The following is a 24,479-nucleotide window of genomic DNA, read 5'->3' on the forward strand; positions in this document are numbered from 1 at the left end:
CGCGTGATAAACTCCGCGCTTGAATCAACCCTTCCCGAGTCCGAGCCATGTTCTCCGCGCAAGACACCCTCGCCAAGGTCGATCCCGAACTGTGGTCCGCCGTTCAGGCCGAAAACCGCCGTCAGGAAGATCACATCGAGCTGATCGCCTCCGAAAACTACGTCTCCCATGCGGTGATGGAAGCCCAGGGCTCCCAGCTCACCAACAAGTATGCCGAGGGGTATCCGGGCAAGCGCTACTACGGCGGCTGCGAACATGTCGACGTCGCCGAGCAGCTCGCCATCGACCGTCTCAAGGCGCTGTTCGGCGCCGAGGCCGCCAACGTCCAGCCGAACTCCGGCTCCCAGGCCAACCAGGCGGTGCTGATGGCCTTCGCCAAGCCCGGCGACACGATCATGGGCATGAGCCTGGCCGAAGGCGGCCACCTCACCCACGGCATGCCGCTGAACATGTCGGGCAAGTGGTTCAACGTCGTCGCCTACGGCCTCGACGACAAGGAAGAGATCGACTACGCGGCGATGGAGCGCCTGGCCCACGAGCACAAGCCGAAGATCATCATCGCCGGCGCCTCCGCCTATTCGCTGCGCATCGACTTCGAGCGCTTCGCCAAGGTCGCAAAAGACGTCGGCGCGATTTTCTGGGTCGACATGGCGCACTACGCCGGCCTCATCGCCGCCGGCTTCTATCCGAACCCGGTGCCGCACGCCGACGTCGTCACCTCGACCACCCACAAGACCCTGCGCGGCCCGCGCGGCGGCATCATCCTGATGAAGGCCGAACACGAGAAGGCGCTCAACTCGGCGATCTTCCCCGGCCTGCAGGGCGGCCCCCTGATGCACGTGATCGCCGGCAAGGCGGTCGCCTTCAAGGAAGCGGCTTCGCCCGAGTTCCGCGACTATCAGGAACAGGTCATCGCCAACGCCCGGGTGATGGCGCGCGTGCTGTCCGAGGAGCGCGGCCTGCGCATCGTCTCCGGCCGCACCGAATCCCACGTCTTCCTCGTCGACCTGCGCAACAAGAAGATCACCGGAAAGGCCGCGGAGGCCGTGCTGGGCAGCGCCCACATCACGGTCAACAAGAACTCGATCCCGAACGACCCGGAAAAGCCCTTCACCACCTCGGGCATCCGCATCGGCTCGCCGGCGATGACCACCCGCGGCTTCACCGAAATCGAGGCCGAGAAGATCGCCCACCTGATCGCCGACGTGCTCGACGCGCCGGAAGACCCGGCGGTGATCGAGCGCGTGCGCGGCCAGGTCGCCGAGCTGTGCGCGAAGTTCCCGGTCTACGGCAAGTAAGCCGCCCGGCGGAGCGGGCGCCGCAACCACGCCCACCCCGCCCGCCAACGCCTCCCAGCCATGAAATGCCCCTTCTGTGGCGACCCCAATACCCAGGTCACCGACACCCGCGAGAACGAGGACGGTGACGTCGTCCGCCGCCGCCGACGATGCGTGAAGTGCGACAAGCGCTTCACCACCTACGAGCGCATCGACCTCAAGATGCCGCACATCGTCAAACGTAACGGCAACCGCAGCGAGTTCGACCATGCCAAACTCGCCGGCAGCATGAAGCTGGCGCTGCGCAAGCGCCCGGTGACGATGGAGGCGATCGAGGCCGCGGTCGATCGCATCGAGGCCAAGCTGCTGGCGCTGGGCGAACAGGAAGTTCCCAGCGAGAAGGTCGGCGAGCTGGTGATGAAGGAGCTGAAGAAGCTCGACAAGGTGGCCTATATCCGCTTCGCCTCGGTGTATCGCAACTTCGCCGACGTGGACGAATTCTCCGAAGTGATCCGCGAAGTGCAGGCGCGGCCGCGCCGCAACCGCGGCCCGCAGACCTCCCCCCCGTCCGAAGATGACCTTTTCGGCAACTGACCATGGCGCGATGGCGCGCGCGCTCGCCCTGGCAGCGCGCGGGCTGAATACCACCGCACCCAACCCGCGGGTCGGCTGCGTGCTGGTGCGGGACGGAGAAGTCGTCGGCGAAGGCTGGCACCGGCGCGCCGGCGAAGCGCACGCCGAAATCCATGCCCTGGAGCAGGCCGGTGAGCGCGCCCGCGGCGCGACCGCCTACGTCACGCTGGAACCCTGCTCCCACTTCGGCCGCACGCCGCCTTGCGCCGACGCGCTCATCGCGGCCGGAGTCGCCCGCGTGGTGGCGGCGATGGAAGACCCCAATCCGCTGGTCGCCGGGCGCGGCATGGCGCGCCTGCGCGCCGCCGGCATCGTCACCGCGCACGGCTTGATGGAAACCGAGGCTCACGAACTCAACATCGGTTTCGTTTCGCGCATGACCCGGGGCCGCCCCTGGCTGCGCCTGAAAGCAGCCGCCACCCTCGATGGCAAGACCGCACTGAACAACGGCGTCAGCCAGTGGATCACCGGCCCCGATGCGCGGCGTGACGGCCACCGCTGGCGCGCTCGCGCCTGCGCCGTTCTCACCGGCATCGGCACGGTGCGCGCGGACGACCCCCAGCTCAGCGTGCGCGATGTGCCCTGCGAGCGTCAGCCGCTGCGGGTCCTGATCGACGCCCGCCTCGAAGTTTCGACGAAGGCGCGCATCGTCAACGGCGAGCCGATCCTGATCGCAACCGCGAGCGAAGACCGCGCACGCAGCACGCCCCTGCTCGAGCTCGGCCATCAGATCGTGATCCTGCCCGGCGCTGCCGGCAAAGTCGCACTGCCCGCGCTGATGCGCGAACTGGGGCGGCGCGGCCTGAACGAAGTCCACGCCGAAGCCGGCTTCAGGCTCAACGGTTCACTGCTGCGCGAAGGCTGTGTGGACGAACTGCTGCTCTACCTCGCACCGATGCTGGCCGGCGATGCGGCGCGGGGGCTGTTCAACCTGCCCGAGCTGCACACGCTCCAGGCCGCGACGCGGCTGGAAGTCCGCGATCTGCGCATGATCGGTACCGACCTGCGCCTGATCGCGCGCCTGCGCCCCTCCCCCTGAGGCGGTCTTCAGCGCCGGCTGCCGCCGCACACGACGCAGCCCGGGTCGCGCCCGAAGGTGACGTTGCGCCACTCCATCGAAAAGCCGTCGAGCAGCAGCAGGCGGCCATCGAGCGAAGTGCCGCAGCCCATGATCAGCTTCAGTGCCTCGGCCGCCTGGGTGGTGCCGATCATGCCGACGATCGGAGCGAACACCCCCATCACCGCGCAGCGTACCTCCTCGATGTCTTCGGCTTCCGGAAACAGGCAGTGGTAGCAGGCGCTCTCGGGCCTGCGCAGATCGAACACCGAAACCTGGCCATCGAAGCGGATCGCCGCCCCGGACACGAGCGGCTTGCGGCGATGCACACAGGCGCGATTGACCGCATGCCGGGTGGCGAAGTTGTCGCTGCAGTCGAGGACGACGTCGGCCGCGGCGACCTGCTCGTCGAGCGCGCGGCCTTCCAGGCGCACTTGCAGCGGCTCGATCCGGGTCAGCGGGTTCAGGCGATGGAGCGTGGCGCGGGCCGATTCGACCTTGGGCGCACCGATCATCTCGGCCGAATGCATGATCTGGCGCTGCAGGTTGGTCAGATCCACCGTGTCGTGGTCGGCGATCGCGATCGTGCCCACCCCGCCCGCGGCCAGATACATCGCCGCGGGCGACCCCAGCCCGCCCGCGCCCACGATCAGGACGCGCGCATCGAGCAGTGCCTGCTGCCCTTCGACGCCGATTTCAGGCAACAGGATATGCCGGCTGTAACGCAGGAGCTGATCGTCGTCCATGGAGTCCTATTTGTATTCGCGCAGATCGGGGGGCGTGTCGTCGTGATCGCCGTGGATATGGTGATCCCAGGCCTGGATGTAGACTTCGTTGGACTGCTTGATCAGGCGCTCGGGCGAAAGCAGGTTGTGGCGCTGGGTTTCTTCGGAGAAATAAACCAGCGCACGCGCGAGGCGGACATAGAGCGAGTTCTCGAGCACGAACCTCGCCTCGCGCAGCGCGTCCTCGAGCGCCTCGAGGGAGTATTCGAGCACCGAGTAGCGCACGATCAGGGTCAAGGGGTCGGCGCCACGCTCGACTTCGAGCCCTTTCAGCAGGCGCAGCGCGATCCACGCCCGCTCGATCTGCCCCGGCGGCGCCGGACTGAACCGGATCTCCCGCTCCTTGATGATGCCGGCGCCATGGACAGGATGGTCATGATGCCTGCCAGCCAGCTTGTAGGCGGTTTCCCGACGCATCATGCCCCTCCCTTTGCCGTCATTCGGCGGTCTTGCCCTGGACCACCGGAAGCCCCTTGAGGTGATTGAGCGCCTGGCGCAGCTGATGATCGTCATCACCGGCAAGCTCGAAACGGGCCGGCTCGCCGTCGTCGTCGCCGGCCGCCGGGCGGGGCTGTGCCGTGGCGGCGGCCTTGCGCTCGGCCTCCGGATCCTTGTCGTTGCCAAGATGGCCCTGCAGGTCGGCCTCGCGCACGCGGCGGCTGGAGCCGTTGGCGCTTTCCTCGACGACGACGTCGGGCTCGATCCCCTTGGCCTGGATCGAACGCCCGCTGGGCGTGTAGTACCGTGCGGTGGTGAGCTTGATCGCCGTGCTGTTGTTGAGCGGGAGGATGGTCTGCACCGACCCCTTGCCGAAGGTCTGGGTCCCCATCACCGTCGCCCGCTTGTGATCCTGCAGCGCCCCGGCGACGATTTCCGACGCCGAAGCCGAGCCGGCATTGACCAGCACCACCATCGGCACCTCCTTGGCACCGGCAGGCAGGCGGCGGAGGAAGTCGTCGCGCGTCCCGCGCAGGTAATCGTCAGCGCTCGCGCGGTATTCGCGCTTGGCGTCTTCGGTGCGGCCATCGGTCGACACCACCAGCGTATCGGCAGGCAGGAAGGCCGCGGCGACACCGACGGCGCCGTGCAGCAGGCCGCCGGGGTCGTTGCGCAAATCGAGCACCAGGCCCTGCAGTGGGCCGTCACCGGCGAGCTTGGTGAAATGGTCGGCGACCGATGCCGCGGTGTTTTCCTGGAACTGGGCCACGCGCAGGTAGGCGTAGCCGGGTTCGATCATTTTCGAGCGCACGCTCTGCACCTTGATGACTTCGCGGGTCAGGGTGATCACGATCGGGCGCGTCTCGCCCTTGCGCATGATCGTCAGCGTGATGTCGGTGCGCGGCTTGCCGCGCATGCGCTTGACCGCGTCGCTCAGGCTCATGCCCTTGACCGGAGTGTCGTCGAGCTTGACGATCAGGTCTCCCGCCTTCACCCCTGCACGGAAGGCCGGCGTGTCCTCGATCGGCGAGATCACCTTGACGAAGCCGTCTTCCATGCCGACTTCGATGCCCAGCCCGCCGAATTCGCCCTGGGTCCCCACCTGCAGATCCTTGAACGCCTCGGCGTCGAGATAGGCCGAATGCGGGTCCAGCCCGGACAACATGCCGCTGATCGAGTCGGTGATCAGCTTCTTGTCTTCCACCGGCTCGACATAGCCCTGCTTGATCGCGTTGAACACGTCGGCGTAGGCACGCAATTCCTCCACGGGCAGCGGGACCGGAGCATTGCGGTCCGCATTGGCGGAGAAATTGAGGCTGATCATGATTCCGGCGAACACGCCGGTCATCACGAGACCGAACTGCTTCAGCTTGCTGCGCATGAGAACTCCATTGATCCACCGGCCGCGTGCCGGCAATGCCCCCGGGCTAGTCGAGGCGCACCCATTTCATCGGGTCCTGCGGCTGTCCCTGATGGCGTATTTCGAAGTATAAACCCGATTCCCCGCTGCCTCCGTCACTGCCCACGCGGGCAATCGCCTCCCCACCACCGACCTCCTCGCCGACCTCCCCCAGCAAGGCGTCGTTGTTGCCGTAGATCGACAGGTAGTCGCCGCCGTGGTCGATGATGATCAGATTTCCATAGCCGCGCAGCCAGTCCGAAAACACGATTTCGCCCCCCGCGACCGCGCGCACATCGGTACCCGTAGCCGCCCGGATGAAGACCCCCTTCCACGTCGTGCCGCCTTCGGCCCTTGGAGCGCCGAAGCGGCCGACGAGTTCACCGCGCACCGGAAAACGCAACTGGCCGCGCAACTGGGAGAAACGCACTCCGGTAGGCGTAGGACCGGCAGCGCTGCGCGCCTCGCCCACCACCGCCTCGCTCCGGCGCGCCGGTGGCGCCGCCCCGCCGGGCGCGCGCGCCCGAGCGGCCTGCTCCGCGGCGGCACGCTGCTCGGCGGCCTTGCGCGCGGCCAACTGGCGCGCAGCCTCACGTGTTGCCGCCTCGCGGGCGCGTTGCACGAGTGCATCGATCACCTTGGCGAGGCGCTGTTCGTCTTGGCGCAGCGTACCCACCTCGCGCTTTTGCGCCTGCAATTCGTCGGCAATCGCCGCCAGCGCCCGTGTGCGCTCGAGCTGCACCGATTCCAGCTCGGCACGCCGTGCGCGCTGCTCGCCGGCGAGCGCCAGCATGCGGTCGCGATGGGAGCGGAGTTCCTCGCGCTGGCGCTCAAGCCCGGCCAGATCGGCGCGCAAGGACTCGATCACCGCAAGGCGGGCACGGCCCAGGTGCTCGAGATAACGGGCGTCGCGCGCGAGCTGGTTGGGGTCGCGGGCGGAAAGCAAGGGGGCAACACCATCGGCCGCCCCGTGCACGTAGTAGCGCCGCAGCCACTGTGCCAGTTCGTCCCGGCGTGCCTCGATGCGCGCCTCGCTGTCGCGCTGCGCGGCTTCGAGCCGGGTCAGCCGCTGTTCCGCATCCTTGCGCTCGGTTTCGAGCGCAAGGAGCTGACGCGTCACGCGCGACACCGCGCGCTCGGCCTCGGCCACGGCGACGGCCGCCGACGAACGCCGGGACTCGGTGCGGACCATATCCTGCTGGAGGCCGTCGATGCGCTTTTTGAGTTCGTCCAAGCCCTGGCGGCGCTCGGCGATCTCGCCCGCATCCTGGGCGCCGGCCGGCAATGCCGACCCCGCGCCGACCAGCACGAGACCGAACACGAGAAGCCCCCGCCGCCATCGATCCAGCATGAACCCCACTCCCGGCCGACGGGCGCTCAGACCCTGCCCCGGCGGATCGCCATCGCCTCGCTGAGGCCCCGTCCGGCAATCCCGGCGGGATGGGATCCCCGGCGCGCCCGATCCCGGACCGATTCACCGCAACGAAACAGAACGATCTTGTACATGAAGCGCCATTCCAGTCAGAGGGGCAAAACGCACCGAGCGTATCGGTTCCGAAAGCGTCCGCGGGTGCGGATGCGGCCATGCGCATCCGCAGAACGCAATATTTTATACTATCGCCTTTGCCCGCACCGGCCCCACTGTGACCAACGACGACAACTTCGCGCTCATCGGCAAGCACGAGCATATCGAGACCGCCGCGCGCGCGCTCAAAGCGATCGCTCACCCGCTGCGCCTGAAGATCCTGTGCGTGCTGGGCGAAGGCGAAGTCTGCGTCCAGGACATCGTCGATGCGGTCGGCACTTCGCAGAGCAACATCTCCCAGCACCTCGCGATCCTGCGCGACAAGGGCGTACTGCAGACCCGCAAGGACGCCAACCGCGTCTACTATCGGGTCTGCGACCAGCGCACGCTCCAGCTCATCGTGCTGATGCGCGAAGTGTTCTGCGGCGCCGATGCGGACTGAAACCGGTTCCAACCCCTGATTCCAACCCCCGATTCCAACCCTTTAACCCGGAGCACCTCCTTTCGTGGAATTCCTGCAACAGAACTGGTACTGGGCCGCCCTCGCGAGCGCCAGCGGCGCCTGGCTGGCGGTCGACCTGATCCGCAACCGCGGCGACAAGAGCCAGCTCTCGCCGGTCGAGGCGACCCTGCTGATCAACCGCGAAGATGCCATCATCATCGACATCCGCGATCCGGCCGAATACGCCCAGGGCCATGTCCCCAACGCCCGCCACATTCCTGCGGGCGAACTGGCCCGTCGCAGCAGCGAGCTGGAAAAGTGGAAGAACCAGCCGCTGATCCTGTGCTGCGCCACCGGTGCGCGCTCCAACGCGGCACTCGATACTCTGCGCAAGGCCGGCTTCGACAAGCTCTACAACCTGCGCGGCGGCATGATGGAATGGCAGAAGGCCGGCCAGCCAATCAGCCGCAAGAGGAAATGAGCATGGCTCCGCAGATCCGCATGTACGTCACCGCAACCTGCCCTTACTGCATCCGCGCCGAGCAACTCCTGCTCGACAAGGGCGTGGCCGACCTGGACAAGATCCGGGTCGATCTCGAACCGGCCCGCCGCGATGAAATGACCGCCCTCAGCGGGCGGCGGACGGTTCCCCAGATCTTCATTGGCGACTACCATGTCGGGGGATGCGACGATCTTTACGCGCTGGAACGCGCCGGCCGGCTCGATCCGCTGCTGCGCGGCGAACCGGCCTGAACCAGCCCCGGCCCGATCGCTCCCGCCCCGTCCCGCGTGCCGGCCGCCGTCACCGTCGCGGGCGGTGCCCGTCCTTCCACCGTTCCATTCCTCCACCGGTTTCCACTCTCACTGGCGTTTCTTCCATGTCCGAAAACACCCAACCCGTATTCTCGATCGAAAAGCTCTATGTCAAGGATCTCTCGCTGGAAGTGCCGGGAGCACCGCAGATCTTCCTCGAACGCGAAGCTCCCCAGATCAACGTCCAGCTGCGCACCGCAGGGCAGGCGGTCGATGAAGGCGTCTACGAAGTCACCCTGACCGTCACCGTGACCGCGCAGATCGGCGAAGAGCGTACCCTGTTCCTGGTCGAGGTCGCCCAGGCCGGCATTTTCCAGATCCGCAACCTTCCCGAAACCGATCTCGAGCCGGTGATGATGATCGGCTGCCCGAACATCCTCTTCCCCTACGCCCGCGAAGCCATCTCGGACGCCGTCACCCGCGCCGGCTTCCAGCCGGTACTGCTGTCGCCGGTGAATTTCGAATCGCTCTACCAGGCCCAAAGCCAGCAGGCGGCGACGCACGCCACCGGCGAAGTGCCGATCCAGTGAGCCCACGCTCATGAACAGCGCCCACCGCTCCCCGATAACGAAGCTGGCCGCCCTCCCGGCGCTCGCCCTCGTCCTGCTGGGCGCCCTCACCGGTCCGCTCTTCGCCCAGGGCATCGAGTACCGCTCCGCCGGCACGGCCACCGTGCTGCGGGACGCCCCTTCGCCGCAAGGCCGGGCGCTGTTCATGCTGCGGCCGGGCACGCCGGTCGAAATCGTCGTCGCCCAGGACGGCTGGCTGCGGGTGCGGGAATCCGGCGGCATGTTGAGTTGGGTCGAACGAAGTGCTCTCAGCACGCGCCGCACCGTGATGATCACAGCGGAGCGTGCGACCATTCGCCGCGCCCCCCGCGAAGATGCCCCGCCGAGCTTCGAAGCGGTGCGCAACGTCGTCCTCGAACTGCTCGGGTCGCCTGCGCTGGGCTGGGCCCAGGTACGTCACGCCGATGGCCTCGAAGGCTTCGTGCGCGCCGCCGAGGTCTGGGGCCTGTGAGCTGCAACATCACGGTATTCGGCGCCGGCGCCTGGGGGAGCGCCCTCGCCCAGGCCCTGTCCACCGCCCACGCAGTCAGGCTGTGGGCGCGCGACCGCCAGCATCTGGACGAGATCGCACGCACCCGCGAAAACCGTCGCTATCTCCCCGACATACGCCTGGACGACGCCCTGGCACTCGAGGCCGACTTCGCCGCGGCAGCCCGGGGGGCGGACCTGCACCTCGTCGTCACTCCGCTTTCCGGCCTGCGCGACACCGCCCGCCGGCTGCGCGAGCAGTCGCCGGGGACGCCGCTGCTCTGGGCATGCAAGGGCTTCGAAGCCGGCAGCGGCCTCCTGCCGCACGAGGTCGCCGCCGCGGAGCTCGGCAGCGATGCGCCCTGCGGCGTGCTCACTGGGCCGAGCTTCGCCGCCGAAGTCGCGCGCGGCCTGCCGGCCGCGATCACGCTTGCCGCCCGCGACGCGGCATTCGCCCACCACTGGGTCAACGTGCTGCACCAGCCGCGCCTGCGCCTCTACGCCAATACCGATCTGGTCGGCTGCGAAATCGGCGGCGCAGTGAAAAACGTCATGGCGATCGCTGCCGGCGTGTCCGACGGCATGGGCTTTGGCCTCAACGCCCGCGCCGCCCTGATCACCCGCGGCCTGGCCGAGATCGCCCGGCTCGCCGAAGCGCTCGGCGGGCGCAGCGAAACCCTGATGGGGCTGGCCGGCATGGGCGACCTGCTCCTGACCTGCACCGGCGACTTGTCGCGCAACCGCCGCGTCGGCCTCGCGCTGGCCGCAGGCAAAAGCCTGGGCGACATTCTGCGCGAACTCGGCCATGTCGCCGAAGGAGTCTCGACCGCCCGCGAAGTGGTGCGGCAGGCGCGCCGTCACGGCGTCGAAATGCCGATCTGCGAGGCGATCGATGCACTCCTGCACCACGGCCTGAGTGCACGCAGCGCGGTCGAGCAGTTACTCGCCCGCGACCCCCGCCACGAATGACCGATGCCGGGCTACAGCCCGGCGGCGCCGGCGAAACCGCACTGGCGCCAGGCTTCGTAGACCACCACCGCCACCGCATTCGACAGGTTCACGCTGCGATTGGTAGGGCGCATCGGAATGCGCACGCACGCATCCGGAGCAAAGGCCTGGAGCACGTCCCCGGGCAGGCCGCGGCTTTCCGGTCCGAACAGCAGCGCATCCCCTTCGCGGTAATCGACCGCATCATGGCGCCGACGGCCGCGGGTGGTGAGCGCGAACATGCGCCGCCCGGCCAGCGCCTCACGGCAGTGGCGCCAGTCCGGATGGACGGTGACGCAGGTCAGATCGTGATAATCCAGCCCGGCCCGGGCAAGCTGCTTGTCCGACAGGTCGAAGCCGAGCGGCGCCACGAGGTGGAGCCTGGAACCGGTGTTCGCCGCGAGGCGGATGATGTTGCCGGTGTTGGGGGGGATTTCGGGCTGGTACAGGACGATTTCGAACATCGGGAAAACAGGCGGGCGCCGTCGCCCCCGTGCCGGATGCATGGCCGGCGCGGGAAAGACAGGAAGCGGATGGAGGAAGACGGCGCGCCACCGCGACGATGGCGCGCCGTGCGCGACTGTACCGCAGCAGATCGCGCTCAGTAAGGGGCAGGCGTGCGTGCGACCACCAGGTTGCCGACCCAGGCCGCCCCCTGCCGCTTCAGGCAGCAGGCGAGCGCATCCAGGGTCGCACCGGTGGTCATCACGTCATCGACCACGATCACCCGCCGCCCGTCCACTCTGGCACGGCATTCGAACGCCGCGCGCGGGTTGCGCAGGCGTGCTTCGCGCCCCAGACCGGCCTGGGCGGGAACGTTGCGGACCTTGCCGACCAGCGTCAGCGCCAGCGGCAGGCCGCGCATGCGTGCGAACGGGCGCGCGAGCTCCACCGCCTGATTGAAGCCGCGCTCGGCCAGACGCCGCGGGTGGAGGGGCATCGGCAGGACGAGATCGGCATCCGCACCGAAATCCCCCGCCCCCGTCGCCAGTTCGGCGGCGAAGAACCTCGACAGCGCCAGCCGATGGCGGTACTTGAGCGCATGCACCATGGCATCGACCGGGAAGGCGAAGTCGTACAGCGCGCGCGTCGCATCGTACGCCGGCCCCGCGCGCAGACAGGCGCCACAGGGGCCTGCACCGAGCGCTGGCAGCGCGCACTGCGGGCAGGCCGTTCCGGGGCGCCGCGGCAGGGTGGCGGCACAAGCCGTGCACAGCGCCTCCCCCCCGGCCTCGTCGCCACACACGAAGCATTCCTGCGGCAACGCGAAGTCGACGAGGCGCGACAGCAGCAGGGGAATCCGGCGCACGGCGTTTGACAACATTTCAGGGGATGGAAGAACATGTGGGCTCCGTAATTACAGCCCGGAACGCCTGAAATGACAATGACTTCTGCCGCCCTCGACCGCCAGCCCCCGGCAGCCCCTGCAACCGCCGAGCGCAAGCGGTGGACCGTTGCCGAAGTGCAGGCCCTGTTCGAGCAGCCCTTCTTCGATCTCGTCTATCGCGCCCAGCAGGTACACCGCGAGCATTTCGACCCCCACGCCATCCAGCGCTCCACCCTGCTGTCGATCAAGACCGGCGGCTGCTCCGAAGATTGCGGCTACTGTTCCCAGTCGGCGCGCCACGACACCGGCCTCGAGCGCGAACGCCTGATGGCGCTCGAGCAAGTGCTGGACAACGCCCGCGCCGCCAAGGCCCGCGGCGCGACCCGGTTCTGCATGGGTGCGGCCTGGCGCGGTCCGAAGGACAAGGATCTCGAACCGGTGCTGAAAATGGTGCGCGAGGTCAAGAAGCTCGGCCTGCAGACCTGCGTGACCTTGGGCATGCTCAAGGACGGCCAGGCCGAGCAGCTTGCCCAGGCCGGGCTCGACTACTACAACCACAACCTCGACACCGCGCCCGATTTCTACGGCCAGGTGATTACCACCCACTCCCTGCAGGACCGCCTCGACACCCTCGACAAGGTACGCGGTGTCGGCATCAACGTCTGCAGCGGCGGCATCGTCGGCATGGGCGAGAGCCGCCCCCAGCGCGCCGCACTGATCGCCCAGCTTGCCAACCTGCCGACCCCACCCGAATCGGTGCCGATCAACAACCTGGTGCAGATTCCCGGCACCCCGCTGGCGGGCGCCGGCCAGCTCGACCCGTTCGAGTTCGTGCGCACCATCGCCGCGGCCCGCATCACCATGCCGCGAAGCTTCGTCCGCCTGTCCGCCGGCCGCGAACAGATGAGCGACGAATTGCAGGCTTTGTGCTTCATGGCCGGCGCCAACTCGATGTTCTACGGCGAGCGCCTGCTCACCACCGACAACCCTGACGCCGACCGTGACGATCGCCTGTTCGAGCGCCTCGGCCTGCGCGCAGTCTGAACCCGGTGACGATGCGCGAAGAGCACGCCCCGCACCACTCCGACAGTAGTTTCAGTCTCGACCGCGCCCTGCTGCGGCGGCGCTTCGAACGCGCTGCCGCAGCCGACGACGACACCGAGCCGCTGGCGCGCGAAATCGCCCGGCGCATGGATGAGCGCCTCGATTACATCCGCGTCGCCCCCGGGCGCGTTCTCGACCTCGGCTGCGGCACCGGTGCCGACCTGGGGCGACTGGCCGGGCGCTTCCCCGAGGCCATGCTTCTCGCCGCCGATTTCGCCCCGGCAATGGTCGCACGCGCCCAAACCCGCCCATGCCCCGCGGCGCGGCGTCCCGGCCTGCTGCGCCGCCTGCTCGGCGGAGGGCGTGAAACCCCACCCGGCCTCGTCGCCGATGCCACCGCACTGCCGCTGGCACGCGCCAGCCTCGGCCTGGTGTGGTCCAACCTGATGCTGCCGGCGCTCGACGACCCGCTACCGGCATTCAGGGAAATCCAACGCGTGCTCGAAGTCGGCGGGCTGCTGATGTTCTCCACCCTCGGCCCGGACACTTTGCGCGAACTGCGCGCCGCCCTCCCCGCGCACGCGGGCGAGCGGGTGCACCGTTTCATCGACATGCACGACCTCGGCGACGCACTGGTCACGGCCGGCTTTTCCGACCCGGTGATGGACATGGAAATGCTCACCCTGACCTACACCGGGCTCGACGAGTTGCTCCACGACCTGCGCGCCAGCGGCGCCAGCAACGCCGCGCGCAACCGCCCGCGCGGACTATCCGGGCGCGACGGATGGGCCCAGGCGCGCGCCGCCTACGATCGGCTGCGTCGCGACGGCCGCCTGCCGGCCACCTTCGAGATCATCCAGGGCCATGCCTGGAAAGCCGCGCCGAAGACCACCGAAGACGGCCGCAGCATCGTCCGCTTCCAGCCGCGTCCGGCGCCGCGGAATGCCGACGTCTGAATCCCCGAGCACCTAAGTCCCCGGACGTCCGAATCCCCGGACGTCCGAATCCCCGGACGTCGGAAATCCCTCTTCCCGCGACCGTCCCCGCCTGCGCCCCACGCTTTCCGCATCACCCTTCTCCCGCTCCAGCGCCCCCCATGCCTTCCTCTCCCGTCTGGCTGTTCGACCTCGACAACACTTTGCACGACGCCAGCCCGCACATCTTTCCGCACATCAACCGCAGCATGACGGCCTACCTCGAGCGCCACCTCGACCTCGCCCCGGAAGAGGCCAGCGCACTGCGTGCCCATTACTGGCGGCGCTATGGCGCCACCCTGCTCGGTCTGATGCGCCACCACGGCACCGACCCGGATCATTTCCTCGTCGAGACCCACCGTTTCGAGCGCCTGCACGAGATGGTGGTGTTCGAGCGCGCGCTGCACGCGATGCTGCGCCGCCTGCCCGGGCGCAAGCTCGTGTTTTCCAACGCCCCCCGGCACTACGCCGAGGCGGTGCTGGAAATCATCGGAATACGCCGGCTGTTCGAAGAGGTGGTCGGCATCGAAGGCCTGGGCTACCAGCCCAAACCCGGCATCCACGCCTACCGCAGGCTGCTGCACGAGCGGCGCCTGAATCCGGCGCGCTGCGTGATGCTCGAGGACTCGGCGGCAAACCTGCGCACCGCCAAGCGCCTCGGGATGCGCACGGTGCTGGTCGGCCGCGGCCCGGGCAAACCGGCCTACGTGGATGTGAAAATCGCCTCGATCCTCGACCTGCGCAACCAGCTCGGCCGCCTCGGGCGATAGCGCCCGAAGAGGCGTCTGCGGGCGAGGCCGGAGCGGACGCTGCCGGAAACCGAGCGCGAAGCGCCGGAAGGACGCCGCCGCGCCGCCCGCCGCTCAGTGCCCGTACTCAGTGCCTGCTGCTCAGTGCCCGCCGCTCAGCCGCCCGTCTTGAGCCAGGCCGCCGCGTCGAGAGCGTAGTAGGTCAGGATGCCGTCGGCGCCGGCGCGTTTGAACGACAGCAAGGCTTCCAGCACGCAGGCCCGTTCATCCAGCCAGCCGTTGGCGGCCGCAGCCTTGAGCATCGCGTACTCGCCGCTGACCTGATAGACGTAGGTCGGCACTTCGAGCTCGCGCTTGACCCGGCGCACGATGTCCAGGTAGGGCATCCCCGGCTTCACCATGAACATGTCCGCGCCCTCGGCGATGTCGAGGGCGACTTCGCGGATCGCCTCGTCACTGTTGGCCGGGTCCATCTGGTAAGTGTATTTGTTGCCCTTGCCCAGGTTGCCGGCCGAGCCCACGGCGTCGCGGAAAGGCCCGTAGAAACTCGACGCGTACTTCGCCGAGTAGGCCAGGATGCGGGTGTGGATGTGGCCGGCGCGGTCGAGCTCGCTGCGGATGCGGCCGATGCGCCCGTCCATCATGTCCGACGGCGCGACCACGTCGGCGCCGGCGCCGGCATGGCACAAGGCCTGCTTCGCCAGCGCTTCCAGGGTCTCGTCGTTCATCACGTAGCCGCGCGGATCATCGGCGTCGATCAGGCCGTCCTGGCCATGGCTGGTGTAGGGGTCGAGGGCGACGTCGGTGATCACCCCCAGTTCGGGAAAGCGCGCCTTGAGCGCCTGCACCGTGCGCGGCACCAGGCCGTCCGGGTTCCAGGCCTCTTCCGCGCCGGGACTCTTGCCGCCCGCATCGATGACCGGAAACAGCGCCAGCGCCGGCACCCCGAGCTCGAGCGCGCGCTCGGCCAGGTGCAGCAGGCGGTCGATGGAGACGCGCTCGACACCGGGCATCGAGGGCACGGCTTCGACCCGCCCCGCCCCCTCGAGGACGAACGCCGGGTAGATCAGATCGTCTGCGCTGAGCACGTGCTCACGCATCAGACGGCGGGAAAAATCATCGCGCCGCATACGCCGCATGCGGATCGCGGGAAAGGCTCCGGTGGGTCGCATCATCGTCTCGTGTATCGGTTGGAAACCGGCCAACGGGCCGTCGACTGCCTGTGGCGGCTGCGACTGCGATTCGATTACGGTCCGATGCAGCGCGCCGCCGGCGGGCGAAACAAGCAGAAACGCTTTTCGCCCGGAACTTTCGGCAAACCAAGTCTATCTTACTAAGCAGATGGCTCTGCCCCCCCGGCCGAGCCGTCTCCCGCTTCACCTCCCTGAGCGGGCGCCTCACGCCCGGTGAGGCTTTTTCGGCCCCCGACTACATCCCCTCGTCGGGGGTCTTTGTTTTCATGTCCGGCGATCCTGCAAGCGCTTCGCTCAGGCTTTGCCCTGGAGGGGGAGCACTGCGCTCGGCCATCGCAAGCGCCTCGCCCTGCGCGCCGCCAGCACCGAGCCAGCCGCCGATGACACGTTCGGCCTCCTCCACCCCGCTTTTCTTCAGGCTGGAAAACAGCTGCACGGTAACCTGCCCCCCGAGCGGCGCGAGTTCCCGGCGCACGTCCTGGAGAACGGCCGCGGCGGGGCCGCGCGAGAGTTTGTCGCTCTTCGTCAGGAGGACGTGGATCGGGCGCCCGGAAGGGGCGAACCAGTCGATCAGCTGGCGGTCCAGCGTCGTCAACGGACGGCGCGAATCCATGATCAGGACCAGCCCGACCAGACTCTCGCGCTTTTTCAGATAGACCTCGATCAGCGCCTGCCATTCGCGGCGGATCTTTTCCGGCACGGCCGCATAGCCGTAGCCGGGCAGGTCGACGAGCAGGGCGCCATTGTTGAGGCGGAAGAAATTGATCAGCTGGGTGCGGCCCGGGGTCTTCGATACGAAAGCCAGCCGCACATGCCCGACCAGGGTGTTGATCGCACTCGATTTTCCGGCATTGGAGCGCCCGGCGAAAGCGATTTCCGCTCCAGAGGGCGGGGGCAGGCCGGAAGGCTTGGCGATCGAGATTTCGAATTGTGCGTTGCGGAACAAGGGCATGAAAGAAAGGCCGGGAAGGCCGCTGGCTGCGGGAGAGCGGGCATCGCGTCGCGCAACGCCGCGTTGATGGGATAGAATACCGCGTTTGAAACAATCACTCACGGCTTTCCGAGGACACCATGATCAAGCGTTCCCTGCTGCTCTCGTCGCTGCTGCTGCTTTCTGGCGGCCTTCAGGCCCAGGACCCGGCTTCCGAGCTCGCCAAGGCGAAACAGACCGCTGAAACGCTCTGCGCCGCCTGTCACGGTGCGGACGGCAACAGCCAGCTCCCGGCCAACCCGAAGCTCGCGGGCCAGCATCAGGACTACCTGTTCAAGCAGCTGCGCGAGTTCAAGGGCTGGGACGGCGCCGCGCCGGTGCGCGAGAACGCGGTCATGTCGGCGATGGTCGCCGGCCTCGAAGAAAACGACATGCGCGCGCTGGCGAGCTACTTCGCCTCCTTCGAACAACAGCCCGAAGCGGCGAAGAGCATGGAAACAGCCGAACTGGGCCAGCAGATCTGGCGCGCCGGCATCGCCGCCAAGGGGGTCCCCGCCTGCGCCGCCTGCCACGGTCCCGCCGGCGCCGGCATGCCGGCCCAATACCCCCGCCTGTCGGGCCAGTTCGCCGAATACACCGAAGCCCAAATGAAGGCGTTCCGCGACGGGGCCCGCCAAAACGATCCGAACAGCATGATGCGCACGGTCGCCCTGAAAATGACCGATCCGGAAATCAAGGCCGTCGCCGATTACGCCGCCGGACTGCGCTGAGCGCCGTACACCGCGCCCGCCCCCAGGGGCGGACGCCGACCGGCCGCCATTTTCCGGACTCCTGCCCATGACCCAAGCTTCTTCCGGCAGCGCCGACCGCCGCAACTTCCTCGGCGTCGCAGAGGCCCGCGCAGCGATCCTCGACGGGCTTTCGCCGATCTCCGGCTGGGAGCGTGTCGCAGTGCGCGCCGCGCTCGGCCGCGTGCTCGCCGAGGACGTGATCGCCCCCTACAACGTCCCCGCCCACGACAACTCGGCGATGGACGGCTACGCGCTGCGCGCCCAGGACCTCGCCGCCTCCGCCGAGACGGGCCTGGCGATCGTCGGCACCGCCTTCGCCGGACGGCCGTTCTCCGGCATTGTCGGCGCCGGGCAGGCGGTGCGGATCATGACCGGCGCCTCGATTCCGCAGGGCGCCGACACCGTCGTCGTCCAGGAAGTGGCGCGCCGCGAACACGACCGCGTGTTCATTCCCGCCGGGCAGAAGAAGGGGCAGAACCTGCGCCGCGCCGGCGAAGACCTCGCCGAAGGCGGGGTCGCACTCGCCGCCGGAACCCGCTGCGGCCCGGCCGAACTCGGCCTGATCGCCTCGCTCGGGATCGCCGAAGCCGTCGTCCGCCGGCCGCTGCGCGTCGCCTTCTTTTCCACCGGCGACGAGATCGCTTCCATCGGCCGCCCGCTCGGCCCCGGCGAAGTCTACGACAGCAACCGCTACACCCTCTTCGGCGCCCTCTCGCGGCTCGGTTGCGAGCTCCTCGACATGGGCGTCGTTCCCGACCGCCCCGAGGCGCTCGAGGCCGCCTTCCGCGACGCCGCGCTGACGGCCGACGTCGTCATCACCAGCGGCGGAGTCTCGGTCGGTGAGGCCGACTTCATCCGCGAGATGATGGCGCGCCTGGGCGAAGTGGCGTTCTGGAAGCTGGCGATCAAGCCCGGCCGACCGATGGCGTTCGGTCGCATCGGCGGCGCCGTGCTGTTCGGCCTGCCGGGCAACCCGGTGGCGGTGATGGTCACCTTCTACCAGTTCGTGCATGACGCCCTGCTCAAGCTGATGGGGGTCAGCCCACTGCCGCCGGCCGAGCGCTTCCCGGCGCGCGCCGACTTCAGCCTGCGCAAGCAGCCCGGCCGCACCGAATACCTGCGCGGACGCCTGCAGCGCGCCCCCGGCGTCCTGTCCGTGACACTCGCCGGTGCCCAAGGCTCGGGCGTGCTGAGTTCGATGTCGGAAGCCGACTGCTTCGTCGTGCTGCCGGAAGACTGCACCGCGGTGCAGCCCGGCGACACGGTCCTCGTTCAACCTTTCCACGGCCTGATGTAACAAATGCCGGCCGCAGCCCGCAGGCGCACCCCCTCATGACTCAGGACGAACTCAAGAAAGCTGCGGCGCTGGCTGCGCTCGACTACATCGTCGAAGGCAGTATCGTCGGCGTCGGCACCGGCTCCACGGTGAACCACTTCATCGACGGCCTCGCCGGCCTCCGCAGCCGGATCCGTGGCGCCGTCTCCAGTTCCGAAGCCAGCTCGCAGCGCCTCGCCGCCCACGGCATCGAAGTGTTCGATCTCAACAGCATCGAATCGCTGCCGGTCTACGTGGATGGCGCCGACGAGATCGACCACGGCTTCGCCATGATCAAGGGCGGCGGCGGCGCGCTGACGCGCGAGAAGATCGTCGCCGCGGTGTCGGAGCGCTTCGTCTGCATCTGCGACGCCAGCAAGCGCGTCGACGTCCTCGGCCGCTTCCCGCTGCCGGTCGAAGTCATCCCGATGGCCTGCACCCACGTCTCCCGCGAACTGCGCCGGCTCGGCGGCGAGCCGAAGCTGCGCGAAGGCTTCGTCACCGACAACGGCAACCGGATCCTCGACGTCCACGGCCTGTCGATCACCGACCCGGTGGCGCTGGAGGCGCGCATCAACCAGATCGTCGGAGTGGTCACCAACGGCCTCTTCGCCGAACGCGGTGCCGACGTGCTGTTGCTCGCCGGCGGGAACGGAGTGGAACGGCTGGAGCGCACTCCGGCGCGTTAGCGGCGCGCCCTCGGCGACGGACGGCGGGCAGGTAGGCGGCAAGAAACGTGCAACAAAAGCTTAACAATCCTCTGTTAGCCTGCAAGCCCTCCCGACTGGACTCCTGGCAACAATGACGGAACACACGCTGAAGCAGTTCGACATCGACCTCGACAGGATCCGCCGCGGCGTCCTGCAGATGGGCGGCATGGTCGAAGCCCAGTTCACGAAAGCGCTGGAAGGATTGCGCAGCGGCGACATGGCCTCGATCGAAGCGGCGATCGAGGCCGACAAATCGGTCAACCTCGAGCAGATCCGGCTCGACAACGCCTGCACCCACATCATTGCCAAGCATCAGCCGACCGCCAGCGACCTGCGCCTGCTGCTGACAGTGATCAAGGCCGTATCCGACCTCGAGCGCGTCGGCGACGAAGCCAAGAAGATCGCCAAAGCGGCCCGGCGCCTGCACGCGAACGGCACCTCCTCCCCCCCGAAAGTCGGACTCAGCCACGCGACCCAGCTGGCGCTCGAGATGCTGCGCGCCGCACTCGACGGCTTCGCCCGCGGCGATGCCGGCGAGATCGATGCAATCCGGCTCAAGGACACCGAAGTCGACAGCGATTTCAAGGGCATCACGCGCCAGCTGATCACCTACATGGTGGAGGATCCGCGCACCATCACCAGCAGCCTGGAGCTGCTGTTCATCGCCAAGGCGATCGAGCGCATCGGAGACCATGCGCTGAACATCGCCGAACATGTGGTCTATATGGTGAGCGGCGAAGACGTGCGCTTCACCAAAGCCCAGACCAGCGGGATGAGCGGCACGGAAGCCCGCCCGTAGCCGCACCATCCCGGATGCGGGCGGTGAAACAACACGGGGGGATGGCATCGCCATCCCCCCGTCTCGCTTGGCGGGGAGCAAGCCCCCGCCCATGTTCTGGTGCGCCCTGCTTACTGACTGGGCGGCACGTAGCCCGAAACCTGGTCCGCCCCCCCTTCGAAGAAGTGCTTTTCCATCTGTTCGGCCAGATACTTGCGCGCCCGCGGCTCCATCAGGTTGAGGCGGTTCTCGTTGATCAGCATGGTCTGGTACTTGACCCACTGCTGCCACGCTTCTTTCGACACGTTCTCGAAAATCCGCTTGCCGAGCGCGCCCGGCACCGGGGGCAGGTCGAGGCCTTCGGCCTCGCGTCCGAGTTTGACGCAGTTCACCATGCGAGCCATGTTGCTATCCTTTTGCTGTCGGGTTCATCGGAACTTTGATCGCGCATTTTAGCCGATTCGGCCGCACCCGCCCGCCGCATCACAGCGCCTTCACGAACACCTTCGAGCGGCGCTGCAGGTTGTAGAGCTCGCGCTTCTTGCGCGGCAGGGCCTCGGGACCGATTTCGTTGAAGCCGCGCTCGCGGAACCAGTGCGCGGTGCGGGTGGTGAGCACGAACAGGCGCTCGAGCCGCTGCAGCCGCGCGCGCCGCTCGATGCGGCGCAGCAACTGGTCGCCGAGGCCGGCACGGCGGTACTCGTGCGTCACCGCCAGGCAGGCCAACTCGGCGGCATTGTCCTCGCTGAAAGGATAGAGCGCGGCACAACCGACCAGCACTCCGTCATGCTCGACGACGCTGAAGCGCTCGATTTCCTGCTCGAGCAGTTCGCGCCCGCGGCGCACCAGGGTGCCGTCGGCCTCCATCGGCGAGATCAGCGCCACCAGCGCGCCGACGTCGTCCACCGTCGCCTCGCGCAGGCGGAACAGCGGGTCGCGCGCGACCACCGTGCCGACCCCGGCATGAGTGAAGAACTCGAGCAGGAGGCCGCCGTCGAGGTCATGATCGATCAGATGGCAGCGCGCCACCCCCTTGCGCACCGCGCGGATCGCACACGGCAGGAACAGGTGCAGGTCCTCGGTCAGCCCTTCGCCGGTGTCGAGCTTGGCCTGCGCCTCGTCGGCGGTGACCGACTCGACGAGCTGCCCCTCGGCGTCGAGCAAGCCGGGCGCATCGCACAAGTAGATCAGCTTCTCGGCCTTCAGCGCCACCGCCACCGCCTCGGCCACCTCCTCCATCGCCAGATTGAAGATCTCGCCCGCCGGCGAAACGCCGAGCGGAGTGATCAGCACCACGTTCTGCTGGTCGAGGTCGGCGTTGATTTCCTCGGCGATGATCTTGCGCACCGCACCGGTGTATTGGTAATCGACCCCGTCGACCACCCCGACCGGGCGCGCAGTGATGAAATTGCCGCCGGTGACGCGGATGTAGCTGCCCGCCATCGGCGTGTTGGGCAAGCCCTGGGAGAGCAGCGCCTCGACTTCGACACGGGTCACCGCCATCGCCGATTTGACGCATTCGAGCGCGCCGGCGTCGGTCACCCGGAGTCCGTGGTGAAAGCGCGGCTCCAGCCCGCGGCGGGCCAGTTCGACGTCGATCTGCGGGCGGGCGCCATGCACCAACACCAGGCGGATGCCCAGCGCCGCCAGCAGGTTGCAGTCGTAGGCCAGGCTCTGCGCGCGCTCACCGGCAGCGACTTCGCCGCCGAAACCGACGACGAAAGTGCGCCCCCGGAAGGCATGGATGTAGGGCGCCGCGCCGCGCACCCAGGCGACGAAGCGCGCCGTCGCGTCATCGACCCGGGGTATGCGGGCCGCGCCCGGGGACGGGGGAGAAGAAGGGGACGTGGAGTTGGAGGGCGTGGAGTCGGATTCGGTGTTCACACATTCACCACTGCGGCATCGACCGGGCAAAGGCGCGGCCGGGGGCTGGATCGAATGCCGGAATTCTAGCCCGAATGCACGCTCCGGTTCGCGCCCGCCCCGCCACCGGGCTCATCCGAGCGCCGCTTCCAGGCGTTCGCAGAGCGTGCGCAGGACCTTGATCCGGGCAAAATGCTTGTCGTCGGCCTCGACCAGGGTCCAGGGCGCATATTCGGTGCTGGTGCGATCGACCATATCGCACACCGCGCGGCTGTAGTCGTCCCACTTGTCGCGGTTGCGCCAGTCCTCCGCGCTGATCTTGAAGCGCTTGTGCGGCTGGGCTTCCCGCTCCCGGAAGCGCGCCAGCTGTTCGTCCCTGCCGACCGCCAGCCAGAACTTCACCACCACCGCCCCGGCCGCGACGAGCTGATCCTCGAAATCGTTGATCTCGGCGTAGGCCCGCATCCAGTCGGCCTCGGAGCAGAACCCTTCGACCCGCTCGACCAGCACGCGGCCGTACCACGAGCGGTCGAACACGACGACCTTGCCGCGCGGCGGCAGATGCCGCCAGAAGCGCCACAGGTAGGGCTGGGCGCGCTCTTCCTCGGTCGGTGCGGCGATCGGCACGATGCGGTACTGGCGCGCATCGAGGGCGCCGACCACGCGCCGGATCGCCCCGCCCTTGCCGGCCGCGTCCATGCCTTCGAACACCAGCACCAGCGCGCGCCGGCGAAACGCCGCCGAGCGCGACAGCAGGGCCAGCCGGCCCTGCAACGGCTCGAGCAGCTCGTCGTACTCCTTGCGCTTCATGTCCTGGCGCACCAGGGTATCGAGCACATTGACCCGGTCGATGCGCGGCGGCAGGGGCGCCACCGACAGGCGCGCCATCCAGTGCTGGCTTGCTGCATCAAGGCGGCGGCGCAGCGCGGCAAGCAGGGTGCGGCCGGCAAACAGCGCGCGATAGTTCGGGTCCGAGCCATCGACGATCAGCCACGGCGCCTCGCCGGTGCTGGTGGTGCGCAGCACATGGCCCGCCACTTCACGGTAGCGGTCGTAGCGCGCATAAAAGCGCCAGTCGCGCGCGGTGACCCGCCAGCGCGTGCGCTCGTCCTTTTCCAGCTCCCGCAGGCGCTTCTTCTGCGCCGCCTTCGACAGATGGAACCAGAACTTGATCAGCAGCACGCCCTCGTGCGCGAGCATGGTCTCGAAACGGCGGATCTCGTCCAGGCGCTGGTCGAGTTCGGCCTTCTTGCAGCTACGCTCGACACGCTCGCGGATGGGCTGGGCGTACCAGTTGTTGAACAGCACGCCGATCTTGCCGCGCGGCGGCAGCGCACGCCAGAAGCGCCACATGAACGGACGCTCGGCCTCTTCCGCGGTCGGCGCATCGAACGCCCAGGACTGGATGTGGCGCGGGTCCATCCACTCGTTGAGCAGGTTCACCGTCTCGCTCTTGCCCGCACCATCGACGCCGTTGATCAGCACCACGACGGCGAACTGGCCGAGTTCGAGCAGATCGAACTGGGCATCCAGAAGTTCGGCGCGCAGGCCGGGCACCGCCGCGTCGTAGTCCTCCGTCGTGGTGCAGTGGCCAAGTTCGGCGGATTCGAACATGCGATGGACTCCTTCGTCGATCTGCGACTGTCGGCAGCAGGTCGCACAAGAACGCGGGCGCGACCTTCAGAAATCGCCCCAGCGTGCCTGCACCACCGCGAGCGCGGCCAGGCCGGCGGTTTCGGTGCGCAGCACGCGCGGCCCCAGACTCACGCGCTGGCAGCCGGCGGCATCGGCCGCGGCCAGCTCGGCTTCGCTCCAGCCGCCTTCCGGGCCGACCAGCAGGTGCACGCCGGCCGACGGCCGCGGGGCGTCAGCAAAGCCGCTCACCCCACCCGGCGCGAGCAGGTAGTTGCGGGCATCGCGCTGGCTCGCCAGCCACTGCCCCAGCGCCTGCACCGGCCGCACTTCGGGAATGCGGTTGCGCCCGCACTGCTCGCACGCCGACACCGCCACCTGCTGCCAGTGTGCCACGCGCTTGTCGGCGCGCTCGCCGCCCAGGCGCAGCACCGAGCGCTCGGCCTGCACCGGCTGGATCGCGGCGACACCGAGCTCGACCGCCTTCTGCACGATCCAGTCCATTTTGTCGCCGGTCGCCAGCGCCTGCACCAGCACCACCTGCAGCGGCGACTCGCGATCGGCCGCGCTGCGTTCGCCGAGCACGGCCACGGCCGTCTTGCCGCGCACCACCAGGCGCGCGGCGACCTCGCCCCCCTCGCCGTCGAACAGGGCCAGCGCCTCGCCCTCGCGCAGCCGCAGGACGCGCAGGGCATGGTGGGCGAGCGCCTCGGGCAGCACCACTTCGCCCCCCGCGGGCAGGCGATCCGGAAAGTGGAAACGTGAAATCATCGTAAGAT

At 68.3% G+C, this 24,479-nt stretch carries 28 protein-coding genes; 16 read left to right on the top strand and 12 right to left on the bottom strand.

Annotation, left to right across the window (positions count from 1 at the left end):
* Positions 1-47: 47 nt before the first annotated feature.
* From glyA to ribD, 3 genes are read left to right on the top strand one after another with little or no spacing between them, the layout of a single operon-like run.
* Positions 48-1,298: a serine hydroxymethyltransferase gene (gene glyA / locus Tharo_RS12060; RefSeq protein ID WP_107221418.1), complete on the top strand. Its 1,251-nt coding sequence runs from the start codon at positions 48-50 to the stop codon at positions 1,296-1,298.
* Between the two features lie 60 nt (positions 1,299-1,358).
* Positions 1,359-1,871 (top strand): transcriptional regulator NrdR, encoded by a 513-nt coding sequence (gene nrdR, locus Tharo_RS12065; RefSeq protein ID WP_107221419.1) that lies wholly within the window; start codon positions 1,359-1,361, stop codon positions 1,869-1,871.
* On the top strand, positions 1,852-2,949 hold the full coding sequence (ribD, locus tag Tharo_RS12070; RefSeq protein WP_107221420.1) for a bifunctional diaminohydroxyphosphoribosylaminopyrimidine deaminase/5-amino-6-(5-phosphoribosylamino)uracil reductase RibD: 1,098 nt from the start codon (positions 1,852-1,854) through the stop codon (positions 2,947-2,949). The genes nrdR and ribD overlap by 20 nt, the downstream gene beginning before the upstream one ends.
* An 8-nt stretch (positions 2,950-2,957) precedes the next feature.
* Here the strand turns inward: ribD and Tharo_RS12075 are convergent, their stop codons facing one another.
* The 4 genes from Tharo_RS12075 to Tharo_RS12090 are packed head-to-tail and all read right to left on the bottom strand — an operon-like array spanning position 2,958 to position 6,940.
* Entirely contained in the window at positions 2,958-3,713 is a 756-nt protein-coding gene (locus Tharo_RS12075; protein ID WP_107221421.1) for a HesA/MoeB/ThiF family protein, read from the bottom strand.
* Between the two features lie 6 nt (positions 3,714-3,719).
* The gene (locus Tharo_RS12080; RefSeq protein ID WP_211309689.1) at positions 3,720-4,169 is read right to left on the bottom strand and encodes a hypothetical protein; all 450 of its coding nucleotides are present in this window, start codon (positions 4,167-4,169) and stop codon (positions 3,720-3,722) included.
* Positions 4,170-4,188: 19 nt separating this feature from the next.
* Positions 4,189-5,571 carry a S41 family peptidase gene (locus Tharo_RS12085; protein ID WP_107221423.1) on the bottom strand — a complete coding sequence of 461 codons (1,383 nt, stop codon included), beginning with the start codon at positions 5,569-5,571 and terminating at the stop codon, positions 4,189-4,191.
* Positions 5,572-5,617: 46 nt separating this feature from the next.
* A complete protein-coding gene (locus Tharo_RS12090) occupies positions 5,618-6,940 on the bottom strand; it encodes a murein hydrolase activator EnvC family protein (RefSeq protein ID WP_107221424.1) in 1,323 nt (440 codons plus the stop codon).
* A 292-nt stretch (positions 6,941-7,232) separates the two neighbouring features.
* Here Tharo_RS12090 and Tharo_RS12095 point away from each other — a divergent pair, with 292 nt between their 5' ends.
* The 6 genes from Tharo_RS12095 (at position 7,233) to Tharo_RS12120 (ending at position 10,375) form a co-directional block, all read left to right on the top strand.
* The gene (locus Tharo_RS12095) at positions 7,233-7,556 is read left to right on the top strand and encodes an ArsR/SmtB family transcription factor (RefSeq protein ID WP_107221425.1); all 324 of its coding nucleotides are present in this window, start codon (positions 7,233-7,235) and stop codon (positions 7,554-7,556) included.
* 64 nt (positions 7,557-7,620) lie between these two features.
* Positions 7,621-8,037 carry a rhodanese-like domain-containing protein gene (locus Tharo_RS12100; RefSeq protein WP_107221426.1) on the top strand — a complete coding sequence of 139 codons (417 nt, stop codon included), beginning with the start codon at positions 7,621-7,623 and terminating at the stop codon, positions 8,035-8,037.
* Between the two features lie 2 nt (positions 8,038-8,039).
* The gene (gene grxC / locus Tharo_RS12105; RefSeq protein ID WP_211309604.1) at positions 8,040-8,309 is read left to right on the top strand and encodes a glutaredoxin 3; all 270 of its coding nucleotides are present in this window, start codon (positions 8,040-8,042) and stop codon (positions 8,307-8,309) included.
* Positions 8,310-8,434: 125 nt separating this feature from the next.
* A complete protein-coding gene (gene secB, locus Tharo_RS12110) occupies positions 8,435-8,899 on the top strand; it encodes a protein-export chaperone SecB (RefSeq protein WP_107221427.1) in 465 nt (154 codons plus the stop codon).
* A 10-nt stretch (positions 8,900-8,909) separates the two neighbouring features.
* The gene (locus Tharo_RS12115; RefSeq protein ID WP_107221428.1) at positions 8,910-9,389 is read left to right on the top strand and encodes an SH3 domain-containing protein; all 480 of its coding nucleotides are present in this window, start codon (positions 8,910-8,912) and stop codon (positions 9,387-9,389) included.
* Positions 9,377-10,375, top strand: coding sequence for an NAD(P)H-dependent glycerol-3-phosphate dehydrogenase (locus Tharo_RS12120; RefSeq protein ID WP_107222410.1), 999 nt, complete (start codon positions 9,377-9,379; stop codon positions 10,373-10,375). Before Tharo_RS12115 ends, Tharo_RS12120 begins: the two co-directional genes overlap by 13 nt.
* Positions 10,376-10,386: 11 nt before the next feature.
* Here the strand turns inward: Tharo_RS12120 and Tharo_RS12125 are convergent, their stop codons facing one another.
* Together Tharo_RS12125 and Tharo_RS12130 are read right to left on the bottom strand one after the other, a co-directional pair.
* Entirely contained in the window at positions 10,387-10,857 is a 471-nt protein-coding gene (locus Tharo_RS12125) for a tRNA (cytidine(34)-2'-O)-methyltransferase (RefSeq protein ID WP_107221429.1), read from the bottom strand.
* 137 nt (positions 10,858-10,994) lie between these two features.
* Positions 10,995-11,717, bottom strand: coding sequence for a ComF family protein (locus tag Tharo_RS12130; protein ID WP_107221430.1), 723 nt, complete (start codon positions 11,715-11,717; stop codon positions 10,995-10,997).
* A 54-nt stretch (positions 11,718-11,771) separates the two neighbouring features.
* Between Tharo_RS12130 and bioB the strand changes: the two genes are divergently transcribed.
* The 3 genes from bioB (at position 11,772) to Tharo_RS12145 (ending at position 14,508) form a co-directional block, all read left to right on the top strand.
* A complete protein-coding gene (gene bioB / locus Tharo_RS12135) occupies positions 11,772-12,764 on the top strand; it encodes a biotin synthase BioB (protein ID WP_107221431.1) in 993 nt (330 codons plus the stop codon).
* Between the two features lie 11 nt (positions 12,765-12,775).
* Complete coding sequence (locus tag Tharo_RS12140; protein ID WP_107221432.1) at positions 12,776-13,720, top strand: methyltransferase domain-containing protein; 945 nt, start codon at positions 12,776-12,778, stop codon at positions 13,718-13,720.
* 140 nt (positions 13,721-13,860) lie between these two features.
* A complete protein-coding gene (locus Tharo_RS12145; RefSeq protein WP_107221433.1) occupies positions 13,861-14,508 on the top strand; it encodes a pyrimidine 5'-nucleotidase in 648 nt (215 codons plus the stop codon).
* A 134-nt stretch (positions 14,509-14,642) separates the two neighbouring features.
* Here Tharo_RS12145 and hemB read toward each other — a convergent pair whose 3' ends face one another.
* Together hemB and yihA are read right to left on the bottom strand one after the other, a co-directional pair.
* Positions 14,643-15,659, bottom strand: a complete 1,017-nt coding sequence (gene hemB / locus Tharo_RS12150; RefSeq protein ID WP_107221434.1) for a porphobilinogen synthase — start codon at positions 15,657-15,659, stop codon at positions 14,643-14,645.
* 256 nt (positions 15,660-15,915) lie between these two features.
* A complete protein-coding gene (gene yihA / locus Tharo_RS12155; protein WP_107221435.1) occupies positions 15,916-16,632 on the bottom strand; it encodes a ribosome biogenesis GTP-binding protein YihA/YsxC in 717 nt (238 codons plus the stop codon).
* Between the two features lie 119 nt (positions 16,633-16,751).
* On the opposite strand from yihA, the gene Tharo_RS12160 reads away from it, so the two are divergent.
* From Tharo_RS12160 to phoU, 4 genes are all read left to right on the top strand, one after another.
* Positions 16,752-17,381: a c-type cytochrome gene (locus tag Tharo_RS12160; protein WP_107221436.1), complete on the top strand. Its 630-nt coding sequence runs from the start codon at positions 16,752-16,754 to the stop codon at positions 17,379-17,381.
* A 67-nt stretch (positions 17,382-17,448) separates the two neighbouring features.
* Positions 17,449-18,699 (top strand): molybdopterin molybdotransferase MoeA, encoded by a 1,251-nt coding sequence (gene moeA / locus Tharo_RS12165; RefSeq protein WP_107221437.1) that lies wholly within the window; start codon positions 17,449-17,451, stop codon positions 18,697-18,699.
* A gap of 35 nt (positions 18,700-18,734) precedes the next feature.
* The gene (gene rpiA, locus Tharo_RS12170) at positions 18,735-19,406 is read left to right on the top strand and encodes a ribose-5-phosphate isomerase RpiA (RefSeq protein ID WP_107221438.1); all 672 of its coding nucleotides are present in this window, start codon (positions 18,735-18,737) and stop codon (positions 19,404-19,406) included.
* Positions 19,407-19,518: 112 nt separating this feature from the next.
* On the top strand, positions 19,519-20,226 hold the full coding sequence (gene phoU, locus Tharo_RS12175; RefSeq protein WP_107221439.1) for a phosphate signaling complex protein PhoU: 708 nt from the start codon (positions 19,519-19,521) through the stop codon (positions 20,224-20,226).
* 110 nt (positions 20,227-20,336) lie between these two features.
* On the opposite strand, the gene Tharo_RS12180 is transcribed toward phoU, so the two are convergent.
* From Tharo_RS12180 to Tharo_RS12195, 4 genes are all read right to left on the bottom strand, one after another.
* A complete protein-coding gene (locus Tharo_RS12180) occupies positions 20,337-20,609 on the bottom strand; it encodes an oxidative damage protection protein (RefSeq protein WP_107221440.1) in 273 nt (90 codons plus the stop codon).
* A gap of 79 nt (positions 20,610-20,688) precedes the next feature.
* Positions 20,689-22,014 carry an amino-acid N-acetyltransferase gene (argA, locus tag Tharo_RS12185; RefSeq protein ID WP_107222411.1) on the bottom strand — a complete coding sequence of 442 codons (1,326 nt, stop codon included), beginning with the start codon at positions 22,012-22,014 and terminating at the stop codon, positions 20,689-20,691.
* 186 nt (positions 22,015-22,200) lie between these two features.
* On the bottom strand, positions 22,201-23,682 hold the full coding sequence (pap, locus tag Tharo_RS12190) for a polyphosphate:AMP phosphotransferase (RefSeq protein WP_107221441.1): 1,482 nt from the start codon (positions 23,680-23,682) through the stop codon (positions 22,201-22,203).
* A 66-nt stretch (positions 23,683-23,748) separates the two neighbouring features.
* Positions 23,749-24,471: a 16S rRNA (uracil(1498)-N(3))-methyltransferase gene (locus tag Tharo_RS12195; RefSeq protein ID WP_107221442.1), complete on the bottom strand. Its 723-nt coding sequence runs from the start codon at positions 24,469-24,471 to the stop codon at positions 23,749-23,751.
* Positions 24,472-24,479: the final 8 nt, after the last annotated feature.

The sequence above is a fragment of the Thauera aromatica K172 genome (genome assembly GCF_003030465.1).
GTDB classification, from domain to species: domain Bacteria; phylum Pseudomonadota; class Gammaproteobacteria; order Burkholderiales; family Rhodocyclaceae; genus Thauera; species Thauera aromatica.

Coding starts and splice junctions, on each gene's coding strand:
- pap (WP_107221441.1), bottom strand. CDS start 23,682: ATGTTCGAATCCGCCGAACTTGGCCACTGCACCACGACGGAGGACTAC.
- bioB (WP_107221431.1), top strand. CDS start 11,772: ATGACAATGACTTCTGCCGCCCTCGACCGCCAGCCCCCGGCAGCCCCT.
- Tharo_RS12195 (WP_107221442.1), bottom strand. CDS start 24,471: ATGATTTCACGTTTCCACTTTCCGGATCGCCTGCCCGCGGGGGGCGAA.
- Tharo_RS12145 (WP_107221433.1), top strand. CDS start 13,861: ATGCCTTCCTCTCCCGTCTGGCTGTTCGACCTCGACAACACTTTGCAC.
- ribD (WP_107221420.1), top strand. CDS start 1,852: ATGACCTTTTCGGCAACTGACCATGGCGCGATGGCGCGCGCGCTCGCC.
- moeA (WP_107221437.1), top strand. CDS start 17,449: ATGACCCAAGCTTCTTCCGGCAGCGCCGACCGCCGCAACTTCCTCGGC.
- phoU (WP_107221439.1), top strand. CDS start 19,519: ATGACGGAACACACGCTGAAGCAGTTCGACATCGACCTCGACAGGATC.
- Tharo_RS12115 (WP_107221428.1), top strand. CDS start 8,910: ATGAACAGCGCCCACCGCTCCCCGATAACGAAGCTGGCCGCCCTCCCG.
- Tharo_RS12125 (WP_107221429.1), bottom strand. CDS start 10,857: ATGTTCGAAATCGTCCTGTACCAGCCCGAAATCCCCCCCAACACCGGC.
- grxC (WP_211309604.1), top strand. CDS start 8,040: ATGGCTCCGCAGATCCGCATGTACGTCACCGCAACCTGCCCTTACTGC.
- Tharo_RS12160 (WP_107221436.1), top strand. CDS start 16,752: ATGATCAAGCGTTCCCTGCTGCTCTCGTCGCTGCTGCTGCTTTCTGGC.
- glyA (WP_107221418.1), top strand. CDS start 48: ATGTTCTCCGCGCAAGACACCCTCGCCAAGGTCGATCCCGAACTGTGG.
- rpiA (WP_107221438.1), top strand. CDS start 18,735: ATGACTCAGGACGAACTCAAGAAAGCTGCGGCGCTGGCTGCGCTCGAC.
- Tharo_RS12090 (WP_107221424.1), bottom strand. CDS start 6,940: ATGCTGGATCGATGGCGGCGGGGGCTTCTCGTGTTCGGTCTCGTGCTG.
- Tharo_RS12180 (WP_107221440.1), bottom strand. CDS start 20,609: ATGGCTCGCATGGTGAACTGCGTCAAACTCGGACGCGAGGCCGAAGGC.
- Tharo_RS12140 (WP_107221432.1), top strand. CDS start 12,776: ATGCGCGAAGAGCACGCCCCGCACCACTCCGACAGTAGTTTCAGTCTC.
- Tharo_RS12130 (WP_107221430.1), bottom strand. CDS start 11,717: ATGTTGTCAAACGCCGTGCGCCGGATTCCCCTGCTGCTGTCGCGCCTC.
- secB (WP_107221427.1), top strand. CDS start 8,435: ATGTCCGAAAACACCCAACCCGTATTCTCGATCGAAAAGCTCTATGTC.
- hemB (WP_107221434.1), bottom strand. CDS start 15,659: ATGCGACCCACCGGAGCCTTTCCCGCGATCCGCATGCGGCGTATGCGG.
- Tharo_RS12075 (WP_107221421.1), bottom strand. CDS start 3,713: ATGGACGACGATCAGCTCCTGCGTTACAGCCGGCATATCCTGTTGCCT.
- Tharo_RS12080 (WP_211309689.1), bottom strand. CDS start 4,169: ATGCGTCGGGAAACCGCCTACAAGCTGGCTGGCAGGCATCATGACCAT.
- nrdR (WP_107221419.1), top strand. CDS start 1,359: ATGAAATGCCCCTTCTGTGGCGACCCCAATACCCAGGTCACCGACACC.
- yihA (WP_107221435.1), bottom strand. CDS start 16,632: ATGCCCTTGTTCCGCAACGCACAATTCGAAATCTCGATCGCCAAGCCT.
- Tharo_RS12085 (WP_107221423.1), bottom strand. CDS start 5,571: ATGCGCAGCAAGCTGAAGCAGTTCGGTCTCGTGATGACCGGCGTGTTC.